This window comes from Streptomyces sp. NPDC029151 (assembly GCF_055564315.1).
The window spans coordinates 1,481,817-1,499,891 of sequence record NZ_JBVHWQ010000001.1; the positions used below are offsets into that span (position 1 = coordinate 1,481,817).

The window sequence follows — 18,075 nt, forward strand, 5'->3', positions numbered from 1 at the left end:
GTCCGGTGGCCCCACGCCGAAAAGGTCAGGCGCCCGGGGCCGAAGGACTTCGGTGGCCCCACGCCGAAAAGGTCGGACGGCCCGGGGGGCGAAGGAGCCAGGCGGCCTCTATCCGAAAAGGTCAGGCGGCCCGGCGGCCGAAGGAGCCGGGCGGCCACGAGCCGTAGAGACCAGGCGGCCCCACGCCGAAGAGGTGAGGCGCCCACTAGCCGGAGAAGCCAGGCGGCCGCAGGCCACAGGGTTCAGGTGGCCGCGGGCCGAGGCGGCCGGGGGCCCCACGCCGAAGAGGTCAGTCGTCCACTAGCCGGAGAAGCCAGGCGGCCGCAGGCCACACGGTTCAGGTGGCCGCGGGCCGAGGGGGCCGGGGGGCCGGTACGGCGGAGAGTTCGCAGTCCTCGTGCGGTCCAGGGGCGCTCAGGGCCGGCCAGGTGGCGCGCAGGAGGTCCACGAAGGCCGCGGCGGCCCCGATGGGCGGCACGCGCGCGTAGACGGCCAGGGAGCGCTTCCAGGCGGGGTCGGGGGTCAGGACGACGCAGTCCTCGCCGACGGCGCCGCGTACGAGGTGGGCGGGCGCGGTGCACACGCCGACGCCGGCCGCGGCCATGCGGACGGCGGTCGAGGTGTGCTCGGTCCATACGGCCGTCCGGGGGCGGAAGCCGGCCTTCCCGCAAGCCCAGTCCAGGAAGCGCTCGCCGTGCACGACCGGTTCCATGGCGCAGCGGATCCAGGGGCGGTCGGCGAGTTCCGGGAGGGTGACCGTCGTACGGCCCGCGAACCGGTCGTCGAAGGGCACGACGAGGACCAGTTCCTCCTCGCCGACGGGCACGACGGTGCCGGGCCGGCCGGCGGGTTCGGGGCCGACGGCGAGGTCGGCGGTGCCGCGCTGCACGGCCTCCTCCAGGGCCTCGGCGGTGGCGTACTCGTGCAGGCGCAGCAGGACCCTGGGGTGGGCAGCGCGCCAGCGGGCGAAGACGTCGGGCAGGGCACCGACCGCGATGGAGTGCAGGGCGGCGACATGCAGTTCGCCGCCCTCGGCGCCGACGGTGGCGCGGGCGGCGCGGCGGGCCTGCGCGGCGCTGCGGACGGCGAGTTCGGCGTGCGGCAGGAAGGCGCGGCCCATGGGGGTGAGGCGTACGCCCCGGGGCAGGCGCTCCAGCAGGGCGCCGCCGACCGACCTCTCCAGCGCCTTGATCTGGTGGGAGAGCGCGGGCTGGGTGACGTGCAGGGCGTCCGCCGCACGGGTGAACGACGCCTCCTCGACGACCGTCACGAAGTACTCCATCTGACGCAGGCTCACCCTCACGCCCTCCCATAAGGATCATGCATGGATTCCACAAGAACATTGCCTTGGACTCATGACAAGGGGGAACGGAGGGTGGATGCCATGACCATCGATACGGGCATCCATACATCCGACGTGATCGTCATCGGCGGCGGCACCGGCGGCTACGGCACCGCTCTGCGTGCCGCCTCCCTGGGGCTGGACGTCGTCCTCGTGGAACGCGACAAGGTCGGCGGGACGTGCCTGCACCGGGGCTGCATCCCGAGCAAGGCGATGCTGCAGGCCGCCGAACTGGTCGACGGGATCACCGAGGCCCGCGAGCGCTGGGGCGTGAAGGCGACGGTGGATTCCGTCGACTGGGGCGCGCTGGTGGCCACCCGGGACGACATCGTGGCGCGCAACCACAAGGGCGTGGAGGCGCATCTCGCGCACGCGGGCGTGCGGGTGGTGCGGGGCAGCGCACGGCTGACGGGGACGCGCACGGTGCGTGTGGAGGGCGTGCGCGCGGGTGCCGGTGGCGCGGGTGACGGGAACGCCGCCGACGGGGGCGCGCACGGCGATGTCGTGCACGGCGTGCGCGACCTGACCGCGCGCCGCGGAATTGTCCTCGCGACCGGCTCACGCCCGCGCACGCTCCCGGGGCTCGCGCCCGACGGGCGGCGCGTGGTGACCAGCGACGACGCACTGTTCGCGCCGGGGCTCCCCGCGTCCGTCCTCGTGCTGGGCGGGGGCGCGATCGGTGCGGAGTACGCCTCCTTCCACCGGTCCATGGGCGCGGAGGTCACCCTGGTGGAGGCCGCCGACCGGATCGTGCCGCTGGAGGACACCGACGTCAGCCGGCATCTGACGCGCGGCCTGAAGAAGCGCGGGATCGACGTGCAGGCGGGTGCGCGGCTGCTCGACGCGGAAGTGCTGGACGACGGCGTACGCGCGCGCGTGCGCACGGCGCGGGGGGAGACCCGGACGGTGACGGCGGACCGGCTGCTGGTCGCGGTGGGCCGGGCACCGGTCACCGGGGGGCTGGGCCTGGAGGCGGCCGGCCTGACGACGGACGAGCGGGGGTTCGTCGTACCGGCGGACTGGCGCCGGCTGGAGACGGCCGTGCCGGGCGTCCACGTCGTCGGCGACCTGCTGCCGCCGCCTTCGCTCGGTCTCGCCCACGCCTCGTTCGCGGAGGGCCTGCTGGTGGCCGAGACGCTGGCCGGGCTGGAGCCGGCGCCGGTCGACTACGCGGCCGTGCCCCGGGTGACGTACTCCTCGCCGCAGACCGCCTCGGTCGGGCTGACCGAGGCCGAGGCACGCGCGCGCGGGCACGACGCCGACGTCAACACCATGCCGCTGACCGCCGTCGCCAAGGGGATGGTGCACGGGCAGGGCGGCATGGTGAAGGTGGTGGCGGAGGCCGGCGGCGGACAGGTGCTCGGCGTCCACCTGGTCGGCCCGCACGTGTCGGAGATGATCGCCGAGAGCCAGCTGATCGTCGGCTGGGACGCCGAGCCCGCGGACGTGGCCCGGCACGTGCACGCGCACCCCACGCTGTCGGAGGCGGTGGGCGAGGTGTTCCTGACGCTCGCGGGGCGCGGTCTGCACCAGCAGTGAGCCCTCGGTGCGCGGTGGCCCGTACGGGGGGCGGGCCACCGCGTCCGGGCGCCCCCGGGAGCCTCCCCCGCCGTACGCTTGACAGTTCCCCCGCCGCGTGGGGGACTGGGAGGGCGAGGCCGGGCGGACAAGTCGGGGGTGAGTCCACTGCCGGAGCTGCGCTATCCCAGCGTTCCCGAACTGGTGTCCTCCGCGCGCGCGTTGGCGGCCCGGGAACCCGGGCTGTGCGCGCTGCGCCAGGTGGGCCTCTCGCGCGCGGGAAGACCCCTGCACCTGCTGTCGGTGGGACACGCCCGCCGTGCCGTGCTCGTGGTGGCGGGTGCGCACGCCAACGAGCCGACGGGCGGTTCCACGCTGCGGGTGCTCGCCGAAAGAGTGCTGGAGGAAAGGGAGTTGCGGGCCGACACCTCCTGGCACTTCCTGCTGTGCGCGGACCCGGACGGCGCGAGTCTGCACGTGACCCCGGCGCCGCGCAGCCTGCTCGACTACCACCTCGGCTTCTACCGGCCGACGGGCGCGGAACAGCCGGAGTGGTCGCCCGCCGTGCTGCCGCCGGACCGGCTGCCGCCCGAGACACGGGCGCTGACCGGGGTCATCGACGAGCTGCGCCCGTACCTCCAGGTGACCTTGCACGGCACCGATCTGGGCGGCAGCTGGGTGCAGCTGACCAAGGACGTCCCCGGCCTCGCCGAGCCGTTCGCCAAGTCGGCCGCGGAGCTGCACATTCCGGTGGAGACGGGGGCGTCGGACGCGGCGGGCTGGCCGGCCTCCGGCCCCGGGGTGCACGTGATGCCCGGCCCGGAGACCGGCGTGGCCTACCCGAGCATGCCGGACGACGCCCGGCACAGCACCTGGTACCACGCGCACCGGTACGGCGGCCTGACGGCCGTGGTGGAGGTGCCGATGTGGGCCAGCGACCTGGTGGACGACCCGGCGCCGCACCCGGCGCCGGCGGCGGCCATGCGCCGGCTGGCCGGGCGGCTGCTGCGGGACGCGTGCGAGGTGGAGCGCGTCCTCGCCGACGCGCTGCCCCGGCTGGAGGGCGTGGACGGGCCGCTCCTGCGGGCCGCGCGCTGGGCGCTGGGGCTCATCCCGGGCCTGGCCGAGGACTGGGTGCACACCTCCCCGGCGAGCACGACGATGGCGTACGTCGGCAGTGTGGACGCCTTCGGGCGGCGGCTGCCGCTGCGGGCCGCGGCGATGCTGCTGCGGGTGCTGCGGGAGACGGACGACCGGGCGGCGCCGCGCCTTGAGCGGCTCGTCGCCGACTGGTGCGACGCCTTCGCGGAGCGGTTCCGAGCCCGCTGGGTGCCGTTGGAGCACCAGGTGGAGCACCAGTCCCGGACGGTGCTGGTGGCGGCGCAGCAGGCCCGGGAGCAGGAGGCCTGAGCCGTCCCCGCTCCCGGGGTGCGCCGGTCAGCCGTCCAGCCGGAACACGGATCCCGTGCGCGCCTTCATGACGCACGCGCTGCTGTACGTCTCCTCGAAGTGGACCCAGCGGCCGTTCCAGCGCCCGCGCGCGTGGGCGGTCACCGGGGCGAAGATCATCGGGCAGAAGACGTGCGCGGCCGGGATGCGGTCGATGTTCCCGTCGACGGCGTCCAGTTCGGCGCAGGCCTCGGTCGCGTGGGCATGCCCCAGGGGCGGGTCGCACAGCAGCAGCGCGCCGGGGGCGTCACCGGACCGGGCGACGCCCTTGGCGACCGTCAGGTGGAGCCAGTTGCCGGTATGGGTGTCACGGGAGGCGGCCCGGGCCGGGCCCGCGGTGAGGAGGCCGACGGCGGCCAGCAGGGCGCCGGCCGCCGCTGCCGTTCTGGTGAGATACGTCATGCCCGTTCCATCGGCACGGCGGCCCGGCATCCGCAGTGCGGCTCACCCGATCGGGACCCCGCACCCGCGCGTGTCCGACCGCCCGTTCGAACGGTCCGGCCCGACCGGTCCAGGGGGACGGTCAGCCGGCCCAGGAGGACGGTCAGCCGGCCCAGGGGGACGGTCAGCCGGCCCAGGAGGAAGGACGGTCCACGGCACCGTCCAGCCGGCCCGGGAGGACCGCTCAGGGCGCCGTGAGCCGGAACGCCATGCGGCCGAAGCCGACCTGGTCGCCCTCACGGACGGCGACCGCCCCGACCACCCGGCGGCCGTTGACGGTGGTTCCGTTGGTCGAGCCGAGGTCCCTCAGGACCCACAGGCCGCCCTGGTGGCGCAGTTCGGCGTGCACCCGGGAGACGGTCTCGTGGTTCAGGCGCAGCCCGTTCGCGGGGTCGCGGCCGATGCGCAGCGGATGGGTGTGCGCGGGGTGCGGCAGCAGCAGCTTGGGCAGTCGCTCGGCCTGCCAGGCCCGGCGCAGCCGCACGGTGAACCCGGAGACGGCCTCCACGGTGCCGAGGACCGCGCGGGAAAACCGGTTCTCCCGGGGCAGGTCGGCGACCAGGGCGGCGAGTTCGTCGGAGTGGCGCGCGGCGAGCGCCAGCTCCATGCGGCGCACGAACGTGTCGTGCGAGAGCCGGCCCAGGGCGACGCCGTCGCGCAGCGCCTGCAGCGCCTTGTCCCGCTCCGCGTCGGACAGGCGCGCGGGGTAGGTGGAGAACTCGAAGGACGACGTCACGCTGGTGATTGTCGGGCAGTGGAGTCCGGGTGTCCAGAAAACGCGGAACCGGTGCCGATATGCGGGTACTTCCACGACACCTGCCGGCAAAGGACCGATTCGAAAGCGGATCGATCGTCCGGGACGGCACGATGGGACCGCGGGACATCACGGTGAGCAGACGAAGGGGAACCGTCCGTGCAGTTCGAGGTGTGGGCACCGCAGGCAGACCGAGTGACGCTCCATTGCGAGGGCACCACGCGCGCGTTGGCGCGCGATCCCGCGCGCGAGGGCTGGTGGACGGGCGAGGCGGAGGCGGGGGACGGCGCACGGTACGGCTTCGCGCTGGACGACGGCCCCGTGCTGCCCGACCCCCGCTCACGCCGCCAGCCGGACGGCCCGGACGGGCTGAGCGCCGTCGTGGACCACGGCCGCCACCAGTGGCGCGCGCGGTGGGCGGGGCGTGGGCTGCCGGGCGCGGTGCTGTACGAGCTGCACGTGGGCACGTACACCCGCGAGGGCACCCTGGACGCCGCCGCCGAGCGGCTGGAGCACCTGGTGGAACTGGGTGTGACTCACGTGGAGTTGATGCCGCTGTGTCCTTTCCCGGGGCGGCACGGCTGGGGCTACGAGGGGGTGTCGCTGTGGGCGGTGCACGAGCCGTACGGCGGCCCCGAGGCACTGAAACGCTTCGTCGACCGGGCGCAGGGACTCGGGCTGGGCGTCGTGCTGGACGTCGTGCACAACCACTTGGGCCCGTCGGGCAACCATCTCCCGTCGTTTGGGCCGTACTTCACGGACACGCACACCACGCCGTGGGGCACGGCGGTGAACCTGGACGCGCCCGGCTCGGACGAGGTGCGCGCGTTCCTCCTCGGCAGCGCGCTGGCGTGGCTGCGGGACTACCGGATCGACGGGCTGCGGCTGGACGCGGTGCACGCGCTGTACGACACGCGCGCGTGCCACTTCCTGGAGGAGCTGTCGGCCGCCGTGGACGACCTGGCCGCCGAGGTCGGCAGGCCGCTGTTCCTGATCGCCGAGTCGGACATGAACAACCCGCGGTTCATCACCCCGCGCGCGGAGAACGGCCTGGGGCTGCACGCCCAGTGGAACGACGACTTCCACCACGCCCTGCACACCGCGCTGACCGGGGAGTCGCAGGGCTACTACGCCGACTTCGCCCGGGCTCCGTTCGCCGCGCTCGCCAAGACCCTCACCGGCGGCTGGTTCCACGACGGCACGTGGTCCAGCTTCCGGGGCCGCCGCCACGGCCGCCCGCTGGACCGCTCGCGGGTGGGCGGGCACCGGCTGCTCGGCTACAGCCAGACCCACGACCAGGTCGGCAACCGCGCCCAGGGCGACCGGCTCGCCGCGCACCTCTCCCCCGGCCTGCTGGCCTGTGCGGCCACGCTGACGCTGACCGCGCCGTTCACGCCGATGCTGTTCATGGGCGAGGAGTGGGCGGCGGGCACGCCCTGGCAGTTCTTCACCGACCACACCGACCCCGAGCTGGCCGAGGCGGTACGGCGGGGCAGGCGGCGCGAGTTCGCCGCGCACGGGTGGGCCGAGGAGGACGTGCCCGACCCGCAGGACCCGGCGACCCGGGAGCGGTCCTGCCTGGACTGGTCGGAGCCGGAACGCGAGCCCCACGCGCGCGTGCTGGACTGGTACCGCCGGCTGATCGCGCTGCGCCGGGAACACCCCGACCTCACCGACCCCGACCTCGCCGACACCAAGGTCGCCTACGACGCGGACGCCCGCTGGCTGGCCTTCCGGCGCGGGGACGTACGGGTGGCGGTGAACCTGGGCAAGGAGGAGGCGGCGATCCCGCTGGGCACCGGCCGGGTGGAGGTCCTCGCCGCCTGGGACCCGGTGGAGGCTCCGGGCCCCGACGGGCTGCTCCAGGTGCCCGGGGAGTCGTGCGTGGTGCTGACGCAGCCCTGACGAGCCGTCGGTGCGACACCGTCCTGACGGGCCGCCGCGGCCCGTCAGGGCTCCGGTTCGTCCTCCGGGAAGTCCGTCACCCGCTCCAGCAGGATCGGCTCCCAGACGCGCCGCAGCTGGGTCCGCAGGAGGAGCAGGGAACCGGTCGTCCGGCCCTCCAGGTACGCGGTGAGGCGGATGACGGTGTCGCAGCGGGCCAGCCACAGGCCGCGCAGGCAGGGGCGGGCGCCGTAGCCGGCGAGGGTGGCGGCGCGGACGGCCGCCGGGGAGCCGGCGGCGACGGCGAGCCCGGCGATGTCCTCGGCCGGGTCGCCGAGGGCCGCCGCGGTCCAGTCCAGGATGCCGCGCACCCGGCCGTCGGCGCTGACCACCACGTGCGCGCCGGTCAGCCCGTGGTGGGTGAGGACGGCGGTGCCGGGCTGCGCGGCGAGCTGGGCCGCGCCGGGCGGGGTGAGCTGGTGCAGCCGGGCGGCGTCGAACTCGTCGGCGGCGGCGAGCCGTTCGGCCGCGTGCACGGCCATCCGGCGCAGCGCCTCCAGCGAGCGCGGCGCGACCCGCGGCACACCGAGCGTCTCGGCCTGGCGTACGGGCACCGCGCGCAGTCCGCCGAGCAGCCCGGCGAGGTCCGCCTCGCCGACGGCGGAGACGTCGTACTCGTCGGCCGTGCCGCCGGGCACCCGGGTGTCGAGCGTGTAGGCGAGGCCGGGCGCCCAGTCGCCGTGCGCGACGCTGGTCGGCACGGCGACCGGCAGATGCGGGCGGACCACGTCGCGCAGGCGCAGTTCCCGGCGGCGGCGGACGGAGGCCTCGCGGTCCGGGGCGAGGCGCAGCACATGGCGGCCGCCGACCCACCAGGTGTGCTCGCGGTCCTCCGTCACGGGCCGCACTTCGGGCCCACCGGTGCCGTCGTCGCCCTCCTTGAGCAGCGAACGGACCAGTCTGCGGACGGTGTCCGCGGTGGGGGTCGGTGCCTGGGTCATGGGTCGGGGGTAGCCGTTCCGGGTGTCGTCGCGAGGTCTCCTGGGCCTGTCAGTCCACTATGACCATCTCACGGGTGGTGTTGTTGAGGCGGCGTGCGCCGTCCTCGGTGACCGTGACGATGTCCTCGATGCGCACGCCGAAGCGGCCGGGCAGATAGACGCCGGGTTCCACGGAGAAGCACATGCCGGGCACGAGCGGCTGCTCCTCGCCCTCGATCATGTACGGCGGCTCGTGCGTGGTGACGCCGATGCCGTGCCCGGTGCGGTGGATGAAGTACTCGCCGTACCCGGCGTCGGTGATCACCGCGCGGGCCGCGCGGTCGACGTCCTGGCAGGCCACGCCCGGGCGTACGGCCTGGACGCCGGCCTCCTGGGCTGCGCGCACCACGTCGTGGACCCGGCGCTCCTCCTCGGTCGGCTCGCCGACGTGGACCGTGCGGGTGGTGTCGGAGCCGTAGCCGTCCATCAGGCCGCCGAAGTCGAGGACGACCATGTCGCCGGGCCGGATCACCCGGTCGCCGACCTCGTGGTGCGGGTTGGCGCCGTTCGGGCCGGAGCCGACGATGGTGAAGTCGACCTGGGAGTGGCCGAAGCGGCGCAGCAGACCGGCGAGGTCCTGGCCGACGTCGGACTCGCGGCGGCCGGCGAAGGAAACCTTCCGGATCTCCTCGAACGTGGCGTCCGCGGCCGCTCCGGCGGCTGCCAGGAGGTCCAGCTCGGCCGCGTCCTTCACCGCGCGCAGCATGGGCAGGGCGTCGGTGAGGGAGGCGTAGGAGGTGTCGGGCAGGGTCCGCTGGAGGCCCAGCAGGTGCATCGCCCAGGTGTTGTCGCTGATGCCGAACCGGCCGCGGCCGTCCAGGAGACCGGCGGTGACGGCGTAGGGGTCCTTCCCGTCGGTCCAGTCGCGCAGGGTCAGCGCGGCGGCGCCGGTGGCCTGCTCCGCGTCCGGGGCCTCCAGCGTGGGCACGACCAGGACGGGGTCCCGGCCGGGGGCGAGGACCAGCACGGTGAGCCGTTCGGTGACCGCGGTGGGGGTGTAGCCGGTGAGCCACACCATGTCCGGTCCCGGGGCCACGAGCAACCCGGCGAGGCCGGCGTCGGCGGCGGCGCGCGCGGCGCGCTCCATACGGGACCTGTAGTCGGCGGCGGTGAAGGGCGCGGGCGTACTACCGGTCATCCGGACCTCCGGGCGCGGGCGGGAGAAGGCAGCGGGGCGGGCGGTGTGGCGCGCCGGCGTCCCGGGCGGCATCCTGCCCGCCCGGGCGGGGCCACGCGAGCAGGTCCCGCGGTCCGGCGTCCCGCCGGTGCGCGGTCCGTGGTGAAGGAACTCCGCATGGGCCCATGATGACGCGCGGGACGGACGGTGACCAGCGGGTTCCGTGGCGTGTGCGGGACCGGGAGCCGTGCGGACGCGGCGCGGTCAGGTGACCAGGCCGGGCGCCACCGACAACTGCTGGTAGCCGCCGCTGCGGTGGCGCACGGTGAGCAGGACCGCCTTCCCGGTGCGGGCCCGGGTGACGGCGCGGGCGAGGTCGGCGGCGGTGTCGACCCGGGCGGCGCCGAACTGCAGGACCACGTCCCCGCGGACCAGGCCGGCCGCGTAACCGGGGCCGGGCACGTGCACGCCCACCACCAGCGCGCCCGCCTTCTCGGCGTCGACGACCTCGACACCCAGTGTGGCGCCGGGGGCGGCGGGAGCGGGGGCCGGTACGGCGGTGGGGGCGGCCGAAGGGGCCGACGGCGGGGCCTGGTGCCGCAGGTCGGCGAGCCGGCCCATGCCGATCACCGTGGCGCCGACGGTGCCGATGCCGACGCCGGAGAGCACCAGCGCGGTGCCGGCGCAGACGCCGACCAGCACGGTCCGCAGCCGCCGTCCGCGCCGGGGAGCGGCGTGCGGCCGGCGGGCGGGGCCGGCCGTGGCGGTGGTGCCGGCGGTGCCGTCGTCCCGCCGGTCCTGGCCGGGGATCGGCTTGGGACGCAACGCAGTCTGTTCCATGGTTCGCTCGCCTCCGGCTGGTGCCTACCCGGAGCGGCGGGCCGCGACGAGACACGAACGAGTGAGAATGGCCGAAGGCCGGCCGAGGGTAGTGAGCCCCGAGGGGGCGCGCGGGCCGATACGCGACCGGCCGTGGCGGCGGGGACCGGCCGGAACGGCGGTGATGCGGCCGACGCCGGGGCGGAACGGGCGGGCGGGCGGGCACGGTGCCGTAACCCACGGGCCGGTCCACCGACCGGCGCCCCCTCGGCTCTCCTCAACGGCTCCGGCGCCCCTCGGCTCCCCTGCCGGTCCCGACGCACCCTCGGCTCTCCCGCCGGTCCCGACACCCCCCTGCTCCCCCCACCGGCTCGGCGCCCCCTCAGCTCTCCTGACCGGTCCCGACGCACCCCCGGCTCCCCCCACCGGTCCGGCGCCCCCTCAGCTCTCCTCACCCGGCCCCGACGCACCCCCAGCTCCCCCACCGGTCCCGACACACCCCCAGCTCACCCCACCCGGCCCCGACACACCCCCAGCTCCCCCACCGGTCCCGACACACCCCCAGCTCACCCCACCCGGCCCCGACACACCCCCAGCTCCCCCACCGGCCCCGACACACCCCCAGCTCCCCCACCGGCCCCGACACACCCCCAGCTCTCCTCACCCGGTCCCGACACACCGCCAGCTCTCCTCACCCGGTCCCGACACACCGCCAGCTCTCCTCACCCGGTCCCGACACACCCTCGGCTCCCCCACCGGCTCGGCGCCCCCTCCGCTGTCCCGCCAGCCCCGGCGCCCCCAGCTCACCCCACCGGCCCCGGCGCGCTCACCGCTCGTTCAGAAGCCGCCGTACCACCTCCGCCGCCGCTCCCCCGGGGCTGCCGCCGTGGAGGAGTTCCGTGCGGTGGACGAGGCGGGGCGCGGTCAGGGGGACGGCGACCGTGCCGGGGACGGCGGTGGCCGCCGAGCGGGGCAGCAGGGCGAGGCCGTGTCCGGCCGCCGTGAGGGCGGTGAGGGTGCGGATGTCGGTGCCCTCGTAGCGCAGGGAGGGCCGGAAGGCGCCGCCGCCCTCGGTCGCGGCGCGCAGGTGCGCCAGCGGGAGTGCCGCGTCGGGCGCGTCGAGCCAGCGGGCGTCGCGGAGGTCGCCGAGGCGCAGGCCGGGGCGGCCGGCGAGGGGATGGCCTGCGGGCAGCAGGACGCTCACGGGTTCCTCGGCGACCCCGTGCGTGGTCAGCGGTGCCACGTCGGGCAGCCGCAGCGGATCGCTCGGCGCGGCCGGCCCGTCGACGAGGCCGAGGTCGGCGGCGCCCGTGGCGACGGCGGCGGGGATCTCCGCGCGGGTGAGGACGCGCAGGGTGACGCCGGCGGGCGGGAGCGCACGGAGGACGGCGGGGCCGAGCGCGGTCGCGGTGGTGACGAGGGTCAGGCCGTGCTGGGGCGCGGCAGCCATGCGGACGACCTCGGCGCGGGCCGCGTCGAGCCGCAGCAGCAGCGGACCCGCGTGCTCCAGCAGCCGTTCGCCCGCTGCCGTGGGCGCGACCGGCCGGCGGGTCAGCAGCGGTGCGCCCAGGTCCTGTTCGAGGGCGGCGATGTGCTGGGAGACCGCGGACTGGGTGTAGCCCAGCTCGCGCGCGGCCTCCGAGAAGGAGGCGAGACGCGCCACGGTGACGTACGTGCGGAGCAGATGGGGGTCCATGCCGCCCAGCATGTCACTCCATCAGCAGTGCTTATCGACCGTGCAGGAACCATCGTTGGACGTGAACCACCCGGCGTACCGAGGATGGTGGCCATGACGAACACCGCCACCCTCGCCCTCGTCGGCGACCGCTCCCCGCACGTCGTCTCGCACACCCGCGTCCCGCTCCTGCTGGACGCCCTGGCCGCCCGTGACCGGCTGGTCCTGGACGCGTACTGGATCTCCTCGCAGGACGCCGCGACCGAGGGCGCGGTACGCGGGTTCGACGCCGTGTGGGTGCTTCCGGGCAGCCCGTACCGCAGTGAGGCGGGCGTCCTCGCGGCGGTGCGCACCGCGCGCGAGGAGGGCATCCCGTTCCTGGGCACGTGCGGCGGCTTCCAGCACGCGCTGCTGGAGTACGCCCGTGACGTGTGCGGGCTGACCGCGGTGGCGCACGCCGAGAACGACCCGGACGCCGAGGACCCGCTCATCGAGCCGCTGGCCTGCTCGCTGGTGGGTCACGAGGCCGCGGTGGCGGTGGAACCCGGCTCGCTGGCCGCGTCCGTGATCGGCTCGGCGCGCACGGTGGAGCGGTACTTCTGCGCCTACGGCCCCACGCGCCACCTCGACACGCTCCGCGCCCACGGGCTGCGGTTCTCCGGCCACGACGAGGACGGCCAGGTCCGGATGGCCGAGCTGCCCGGCCATCCGTTCTTCCTGGCCTCGCTGTTCCAGCCGGAACTGGCCGGCGACGGCTCGCGGCCGCACCCGATGATCCGGGCCCTGGCGCGCGCCGCGGTCGAGCACGCGGCGTCCGGGGCCGTCGCCCGGCCGGTGTGACGCCCGCAGGCCGGCACCCGCGGCCGCCCTGGAGCGCTGTCAGCCCGTGTGGCCCTCGCCGTGGCCGCCGTGCGCCCCACCGTGGTCGAACTTCAGGGCCTCCCGCGGCATGACGACGAAGGGCCGCATCATGCCCATGTCCTCGTGCTCCAGCAGGTGGCAGTGGTACATGAACCGGCCGTACGCGCCGTCGAAGCGGCCCATGACCCGCAGCATCTGGCTGCCCGGGACGCGGAAGACGTCCTTGTGGCCGCGCTCGTTGGGCGCGAGCGGTGTCGCCGTCCCCGCGTCGTACCGGATCGGGGTGCGGGTGCCGCCGAGCGCCGGGTCGAAGCCGGAGACGTCGTAGGCGTCCCGGCCCAGCAGCTGGAAGTCGGCCAGGTGGATGTGCATGGGGTGCACGATGGGCGCGAGGTTGAGGAAGCTCCACTGCTCGTGGCTGCCCTCGGCGATGGTGAAGCCGAGCCCGTCGTTGAAGGTCCGCGCGGTGCGGCGGTACGTCTTCGTGGTGCCGTCGGGTCCGGTGACCTGGACGATCCCCTCGGCCGGCAACCGCAGCCCGGAGGCGTCCTGGACCTCGGTCATCTCCCAGATCTCGGGGTGCCCGCCGGCGCCCTTGGTGGTGGGCGGGGTGAGCAGGACCAGGCGGTGGCCGTGCGGGATGTCGTGGGTGAGGCGGCGGAAGGAGTTGGAGAGCACCTCCGGCAGTTCGAAGGCGTCCTCCTCGCAGGTGTCCCGGACCCGGAACTCCAGCACGTCCGGGCAGGGCACGTCACCGGCCGCGTCGGGCACGCCCGCGGGCTGGTTGGGGCCCTTGTTCACCAGGCGGAGGGTGCGCCCGGCCAGGCCGCGGAAGTCCACCAGCAGGTCGAAGCGCTCGGCCGGCGCGGCGGTGAGGGCGGGCAGCCGCTCGTCGAAGTCGACCGGCACCGGGCGCGGCAGCAGCCCGCCGTCGCTGCCGATCTGGTGGACGATGCCCGGCACCGGCTCGCCGTCCTCGTCGATGAGGACGAGGTCGAAGATGCGCGCGTTGGAGGCGTTGACCAGCCGGAAGCGGTACCAGGCCGGGTCCACGTCGGCGTAGGGCCAGATGCGGCCGTTGACCGTGGTGTACGGGCCGCTGAACGGGACGGAGACCGGCTTGCCCGTCTCCGGGTTCTTCTCCTGGACGATCACCGTCTTGTGCAGCAGCCGGCCGTTGAGGCGGCCGTCCTCGTCGGTGTCCAGGTTGCGGTCGGCGATGAGCAGCGGGATCTCGCGCTCGCCGGAGGGCAGGTGGAGGGCGTCCTCCTCGTCGTCCCGGACGAGGTAGGTGCCGTACAGGCCCGCCATCACGTTCCACCGGGTGATGTTCATGGCGTGGTCGTGGTACCACCACTGCACCGCCTGGTGGTCGTTCGGGTACTCCGACAGCTGGGCGTCGCCGTGGCCGACGGCGTTGTCCGCCCAGCCGTCGTTGCCCCCGCCGGTCTGCGCGCCGTGCAGGTGGGTCACGGACCAGGCGGGCAGGGCGGCGACGTCCTTGTTCGGCTCGACGCCCTCGCGGCCGGGCTCGGTGGTGGCCTGCGGGCGGCCGTCGGTGCGCAGCGGCACCTCCACCGAGGTGACCGGGTACTCGCTGTCCTTGGGAATGCGGTTGGTCCAGGCGATGCGGACGCGCTGTCCGCGCCGCACCTCGATGGTCGGGCCCGGCACGTGCCCGTCGTAACCCCACATGAGGGTCGGCGGGAGCTGCGGGTGCAGGCGCACCCAGGTCGGGCGCAGCGCGATCTCGGTCTCGCGCAGGACGTCGCCGTGGGCGGGCCGCAGGAGTGGCGGCACGGTTAACGGCGCGACGTACGGGGTCAGTTCGCCCGCGGCGGCGGACGTCTTCTCCCCTGTGGTCTCTTCGGTGAGCCTCTCGATGGTCTCGGTCAAGGCCGAGCACCCCCCCGGTGTTCGTGGTCTGTTCTTCCCCTTACTCCACAAGACTGCCGAGGACTCACCGAAGTTCCCTGAACACCCCATTCCGTACGAGAAGTTTCGGTGACCGTCAGCCGAGCGTCAGGGCGGGTACGGCGGGCGCGCGGCCGGGCAGGAAGCCGTGGGCGCGGCGGCCGAGCCATTCGGCCTTGTAGCGGTCGACGCTCCGGTGCCAGTGGAGGATGCCGGCCAGCCAGTTCTGCAGATCGAGCACATAGCCGGCCATCGCGGTCCGCGCCTCCCGCGACAACTGCAAGTCGTCGCAGAGCACCGGGAGTTCGTGTTGGATCACGTGCTCGAACTGCTCCATGCGCTGGGTCATCAGGTCGTGGACGACGGCGAGCGCGGCCGGATAGTCCACGCCGAAGAAGTTCTGCACGACGAGGACGCCGTTGTGGATCTCGCCCTCGTACTCGATCTCCTTCTGGTACGAGAAGACGTCGTTGAGCAGGCAGGCGTAGTCGATGGCGGCGTTCTCCAGCGAGCGCACCGGGCCGCTGGCGTACACCTCGGCGGGGATCGCCGGCCCGTGGCCCATCCGGCACATGCTCAGGGTGAGGTCGGAGCCGAAGGTGGCTCGGCGCATCTCCAGGTAGTCGACCGGGTCGGGGACACGGTTCTGGAGGTGGTTGGACAGCTCCCACACCCAGCTCTCGGTCATGGTGTCGACGGTGGCCTTGAGGGTGCGGCGCTCGTCGGTGGTCATCTCCGCCGTGGTGCGCGTCCAGAGGTCGATCAGCGCGCGTTCCATGGCGTCGCCGGGGACGACCGTCGGCTCGCCCTCGACGGGCATGCACCGCGACAGCCGGGCCGTGGACAGGCGGGCGGCGGCCAGGTCCCGGCGGTGGCCGTGGACGAGCGGGTAGTAGTCGTCGCCGTACGTTCCCCAGGCGAGCCACCGCGCGCTGAGGTCGAGGGCCTCGGGGGTGGCGTCCGGGTCCAGGCCGGCGGAGCACAGGGCGAGGTCGTACGCGGCGAGCTTGTCCTCGTCCCAGACGCCCTCCTGGAGGATGCCCATGCGGTGGCACCAGTCGACGAGGTGGCCGCGGGCCGTGTCCAGGTGGGGGCTGAGCCGCACCTCGAAGGGCATGTACAGGTCGGGGACGCGGGACGGGCCGACCTTCTGGTAGGGCACGTGGGTGTAGGCGCGCAGGCGTTCCTGGGCGGCCGAGGCGAGGAGGGCGCCGACGTCGGCGGCGGAGGTGCCGGGTCCGCTCTTCGGCCGCCAGGGCGAGTCGGGCCGCGCGCCCTTGTTCATGTACCGGCTGGAGCGCAGGTGCCACTCGTGGCCGCCGGACTGCCAGTCCTGGAGCCCCTTGGTGTAGGCGGCGACCGCGGCGACCTCACCGGGGGTGAGGCCCGTCTCCAGGGCGACGGCGGGGACCTCGGTGAGCGCGGTGTGCTCGAACTGGTGCAGCCGCGAGGTGAGGACGTCGTTGACGATGTCGGCGGCCTCCTGCGTGGAGCAGCCGAAGAACTTCTCCAGGACGAGCACGCCGTTGCTGTTCTCGCCCTCGTCCTCGACCTCGCGCTGGTAGGAGAACAGGTCGTTGCGCAGGTGGACGGCGTCGGAGAAGGTCTCCATGAGGACGCGCAGCGGCCGGGTGCCGGCGACCGCGGCGGGCACCTCGGCGGTCGCGTACTCCACGAGCCCGGACGACCAGGGCGCGCCGCCGACCTTGCGGCGCATCTCGATGTACTCGACGGGGTTGGCGATGCGCCCCTCGTTGATGTTGGACAGCTCCCACATCGACTCGTTGAGCAGGTGCTCGGTGGCGACGGAGAAGCGGCGCCGCCAGTCCACGGACATCGACGGCACGGTCCGCGCCCAGAGGTCCTTCAGCCCGGCCTCCACCGGATTCTCCGGCTCCGGGACGGGGGTGGCGAGGTCGAGCGGCATGAACAGCGGAAGGCGGTCCAGGTGCGCCTTGCCGGCGGCACGGTCCTGGGTGCGCTTGTACATGTCGAGGAAGTGGTCGTCGAAGAAGAACACCCACACGTACCAGTCGGTGATCAGGGAGAGGGCGGGTCCGTCGCAGTCGGGATGGGTGTAGGCGCACAGGAGGCCGTAGTCGTGCGCCTCCAGGTCGGCCTGGTCCCAGATCCCGGAGCCTTCCAGCATGCCCGTCTTCCGTGCCCACGCGGTCGAGTGGGCACGGGCCTCGTCCAGGTGCGGGTTGAGCCGGGCCGGGTACGGAATGTAGAAGTGCGGGAGTTCGAACGGCTGCGTCATGGCCGGGCCCTACCCGGGGTGCCGGATCTCCATCCGAACCCCGGCACATGATCACACCATCGCGTGAACGGTCCGCGAAACCTGGAACTCCGGCGGGGGTTTGTGGCGTTGGTGCTCTTGCCGTGCCCGCGCGCGGGGGCCACGGTAAGCGCATGACCTCCTTCGCACTGCCCCACGAGGTGCACGGCGGCGGCGCCCACAAGGTGTTCGCCGTGCACGGCTGGTTCGCCGACCGGTCGGCCTACGCGCCCGTCCTGCCGGACCTGGACCGCGCGTCCTTCACCTACGCGCTGGTCGATCTGCGCGGCTACGGCGAGGCCCGGGACGCCACGGGCGCGTACACGACGGCGGAGGCGGCCGTGGACCTGGTGGAGCTGGCGGACCGGCTCGGCTGGGAGCGGTTCTCGGTGGTCGGGCACTCCATGGGCGGCGCGGTGGCGCAGCGGCTGCTCGCCGTGGCCCCGCACCGGGTACGCCGGATCGTCGGCGTGTCGCCGGTGCCCGCCTCGGGGATGCCGCTGGCCGGTGAGCAGGGGACGTTGTTCAGGGAGGCGGCGCACCGGGCGGAGTACCGGCGGGTGATCATCGACGTCACCACCGGGGGCCGCAGGCCCGCCGCCTGGCTGGACCGGATGGTCGCCCGCTCGCTGGAGCGCAGCGACGCCAAGGCGTTCCGGGCCTGGCTGGACTCGTGGGCGGGCGAGGACTTCAGCGCGGACGTCGTGGGCAGCGAGGTGCCGGCGCTCGCCGTGGCCGGCGCGCTCGACCCCGCGCTGTCGCCGGAGGTCATGCAGCAGACGTGGATCTCCTGGTACCCGCGCGCGCGGCTCGCCGTACTGCCCGGTGCCGGCCACTACGCGATGGACGAGACCCCGCTGGAACTGATCCGCACCGTCGAGGACTTCCTGCGGACGGACGGGACCGACGGGACCGACGGGACGGACGGGACGGATACGGCCCGGGAGACGGCCCCGGCAGTCGGTACGGTCGAAGCCGTCGAA

General features: G+C 74.5%; 13 protein-coding genes and 1 pseudogene. 5 read left to right on the top strand and 9 right to left on the bottom strand.

Annotated features, from left to right (window positions below):
- Positions 1-337 precede the first annotated feature (337 nt).
- Positions 338-1,297 (bottom strand): LysR family transcriptional regulator, encoded by a 960-nt coding sequence (locus ACZ4VF_RS05980; RefSeq protein WP_467923406.1) that lies wholly within the window; start codon positions 1,295-1,297, stop codon positions 338-340.
- Positions 1,298-1,384: 87 nt separating this feature from the next.
- Between ACZ4VF_RS05980 and lpdA the strand changes: the two genes are divergently transcribed.
- The gene (lpdA, locus tag ACZ4VF_RS05985; RefSeq protein ID WP_467923407.1) at positions 1,385-2,881 is read left to right on the top strand and encodes a dihydrolipoyl dehydrogenase; all 1,497 of its coding nucleotides are present in this window, start codon (positions 1,385-1,387) and stop codon (positions 2,879-2,881) included.
- 138 nt (positions 2,882-3,019) lie between these two features.
- A complete protein-coding gene (locus ACZ4VF_RS05990) occupies positions 3,020-4,270 on the top strand; it encodes a M14 family zinc carboxypeptidase (RefSeq protein ID WP_467923408.1) in 1,251 nt (416 codons plus the stop codon).
- A gap of 27 nt (positions 4,271-4,297) precedes the next feature.
- Here the strand turns inward: ACZ4VF_RS05990 and ACZ4VF_RS05995 are convergent, their stop codons facing one another.
- Both ACZ4VF_RS05995 and ACZ4VF_RS06000 read right to left on the bottom strand, forming a co-directional pair.
- A complete protein-coding gene (locus ACZ4VF_RS05995; protein ID WP_467923409.1) occupies positions 4,298-4,711 on the bottom strand; it encodes an SSI family serine proteinase inhibitor in 414 nt (137 codons plus the stop codon).
- A gap of 223 nt (positions 4,712-4,934) precedes the next feature.
- Positions 4,935-5,486: an FHA domain-containing protein gene (locus ACZ4VF_RS06000; protein WP_467923410.1), complete on the bottom strand. Its 552-nt coding sequence runs from the start codon at positions 5,484-5,486 to the stop codon at positions 4,935-4,937.
- Between the two features lie 177 nt (positions 5,487-5,663).
- On the opposite strand from ACZ4VF_RS06000, the gene treZ reads away from it, so the two are divergent.
- The gene (gene treZ, locus ACZ4VF_RS06005) at positions 5,664-7,409 is read left to right on the top strand and encodes a malto-oligosyltrehalose trehalohydrolase (RefSeq protein WP_467923411.1); all 1,746 of its coding nucleotides are present in this window, start codon (positions 5,664-5,666) and stop codon (positions 7,407-7,409) included.
- A 44-nt stretch (positions 7,410-7,453) separates the two neighbouring features.
- Here treZ and ACZ4VF_RS06010 read toward each other — a convergent pair whose 3' ends face one another.
- From ACZ4VF_RS06010 to ACZ4VF_RS06025, 4 genes are all read right to left on the bottom strand, one after another.
- Complete coding sequence (locus ACZ4VF_RS06010; protein ID WP_467923412.1) at positions 7,454-8,389, bottom strand: aminoglycoside phosphotransferase family protein; 936 nt, start codon at positions 8,387-8,389, stop codon at positions 7,454-7,456.
- A gap of 49 nt (positions 8,390-8,438) precedes the next feature.
- A complete protein-coding gene (locus ACZ4VF_RS06015) occupies positions 8,439-9,566 on the bottom strand; it encodes a M24 family metallopeptidase (RefSeq protein ID WP_467923413.1) in 1,128 nt (375 codons plus the stop codon).
- A gap of 243 nt (positions 9,567-9,809) precedes the next feature.
- Entirely contained in the window at positions 9,810-10,385 is a 576-nt protein-coding gene (locus tag ACZ4VF_RS06020) for a PDZ domain-containing protein (protein WP_467923414.1), read from the bottom strand.
- A gap of 805 nt (positions 10,386-11,190) precedes the next feature.
- On the bottom strand, positions 11,191-12,060 hold the full coding sequence (locus ACZ4VF_RS06025) for a LysR family transcriptional regulator (RefSeq protein ID WP_467923415.1): 870 nt from the start codon (positions 12,058-12,060) through the stop codon (positions 11,191-11,193).
- A 93-nt stretch (positions 12,061-12,153) separates the two neighbouring features.
- Here ACZ4VF_RS06025 and ACZ4VF_RS06030 point away from each other — a divergent pair, with 93 nt between their 5' ends.
- On the top strand, positions 12,154-12,879 hold the full coding sequence (locus tag ACZ4VF_RS06030) for a CTP synthase C-terminal region-related (seleno)protein (protein ID WP_467923416.1): 726 nt from the start codon (positions 12,154-12,156) through the stop codon (positions 12,877-12,879).
- 39 nt (positions 12,880-12,918) lie between these two features.
- On the opposite strand, the gene phsA is transcribed toward ACZ4VF_RS06030, so the two are convergent.
- Positions 12,919-14,796 (bottom strand): O-aminophenol oxidase PhsA, encoded by a 1,878-nt coding sequence (phsA, locus tag ACZ4VF_RS06035; protein ID WP_467923417.1) that lies wholly within the window; start codon positions 14,794-14,796, stop codon positions 12,919-12,921.
- 115 nt (positions 14,797-14,911) lie between these two features.
- Positions 14,912-17,074: a germacradienol/geosmin synthase Cyc2 gene (cyc2, locus tag ACZ4VF_RS06040; RefSeq protein ID WP_467923418.1), complete on the bottom strand. Its 2,163-nt coding sequence runs from the start codon at positions 17,072-17,074 to the stop codon at positions 14,912-14,914.
- A gap of 152 nt (positions 17,075-17,226) precedes the next feature.
- Here cyc2 and ACZ4VF_RS06045 point away from each other — a divergent pair.
- Positions 17,227-17,994 (top strand): annotated as a pseudogene (locus tag ACZ4VF_RS06045) (alpha/beta fold hydrolase); the annotation flags it as partial.
- Between the last annotated feature and the right edge of the window lie 81 nt (positions 17,995-18,075).

What these genes read in the sequence shown, in the direction of transcription:
- ACZ4VF_RS06010 (WP_467923412.1), bottom strand. Translation starts at nt 8,389, where the DNA reads ATGACCCAGGCACCGACCCCCACCGCGGACACCGTCCGCAGACTGGTC.
- ACZ4VF_RS06030 (WP_467923416.1), top strand. Translation starts at nt 12,154, where the DNA reads ATGACGAACACCGCCACCCTCGCCCTCGTCGGCGACCGCTCCCCGCAC.
- ACZ4VF_RS06020 (WP_467923414.1), bottom strand. Translation starts at nt 10,385, where the DNA reads ATGGAACAGACTGCGTTGCGTCCCAAGCCGATCCCCGGCCAGGACCGG.
- lpdA (WP_467923407.1), top strand. Translation starts at nt 1,385, where the DNA reads ATGACCATCGATACGGGCATCCATACATCCGACGTGATCGTCATCGGC.
- ACZ4VF_RS05995 (WP_467923409.1), bottom strand. Translation starts at nt 4,711, where the DNA reads ATGACGTATCTCACCAGAACGGCAGCGGCGGCCGGCGCCCTGCTGGCC.
- cyc2 (WP_467923418.1), bottom strand. Translation starts at nt 17,074, where the DNA reads ATGACGCAGCCGTTCGAACTCCCGCACTTCTACATTCCGTACCCGGCC.
- ACZ4VF_RS06015 (WP_467923413.1), bottom strand. Translation starts at nt 9,566, where the DNA reads ATGACCGGTAGTACGCCCGCGCCCTTCACCGCCGCCGACTACAGGTCC.
- ACZ4VF_RS06025 (WP_467923415.1), bottom strand. Translation starts at nt 12,060, where the DNA reads ATGGACCCCCATCTGCTCCGCACGTACGTCACCGTGGCGCGTCTCGCC.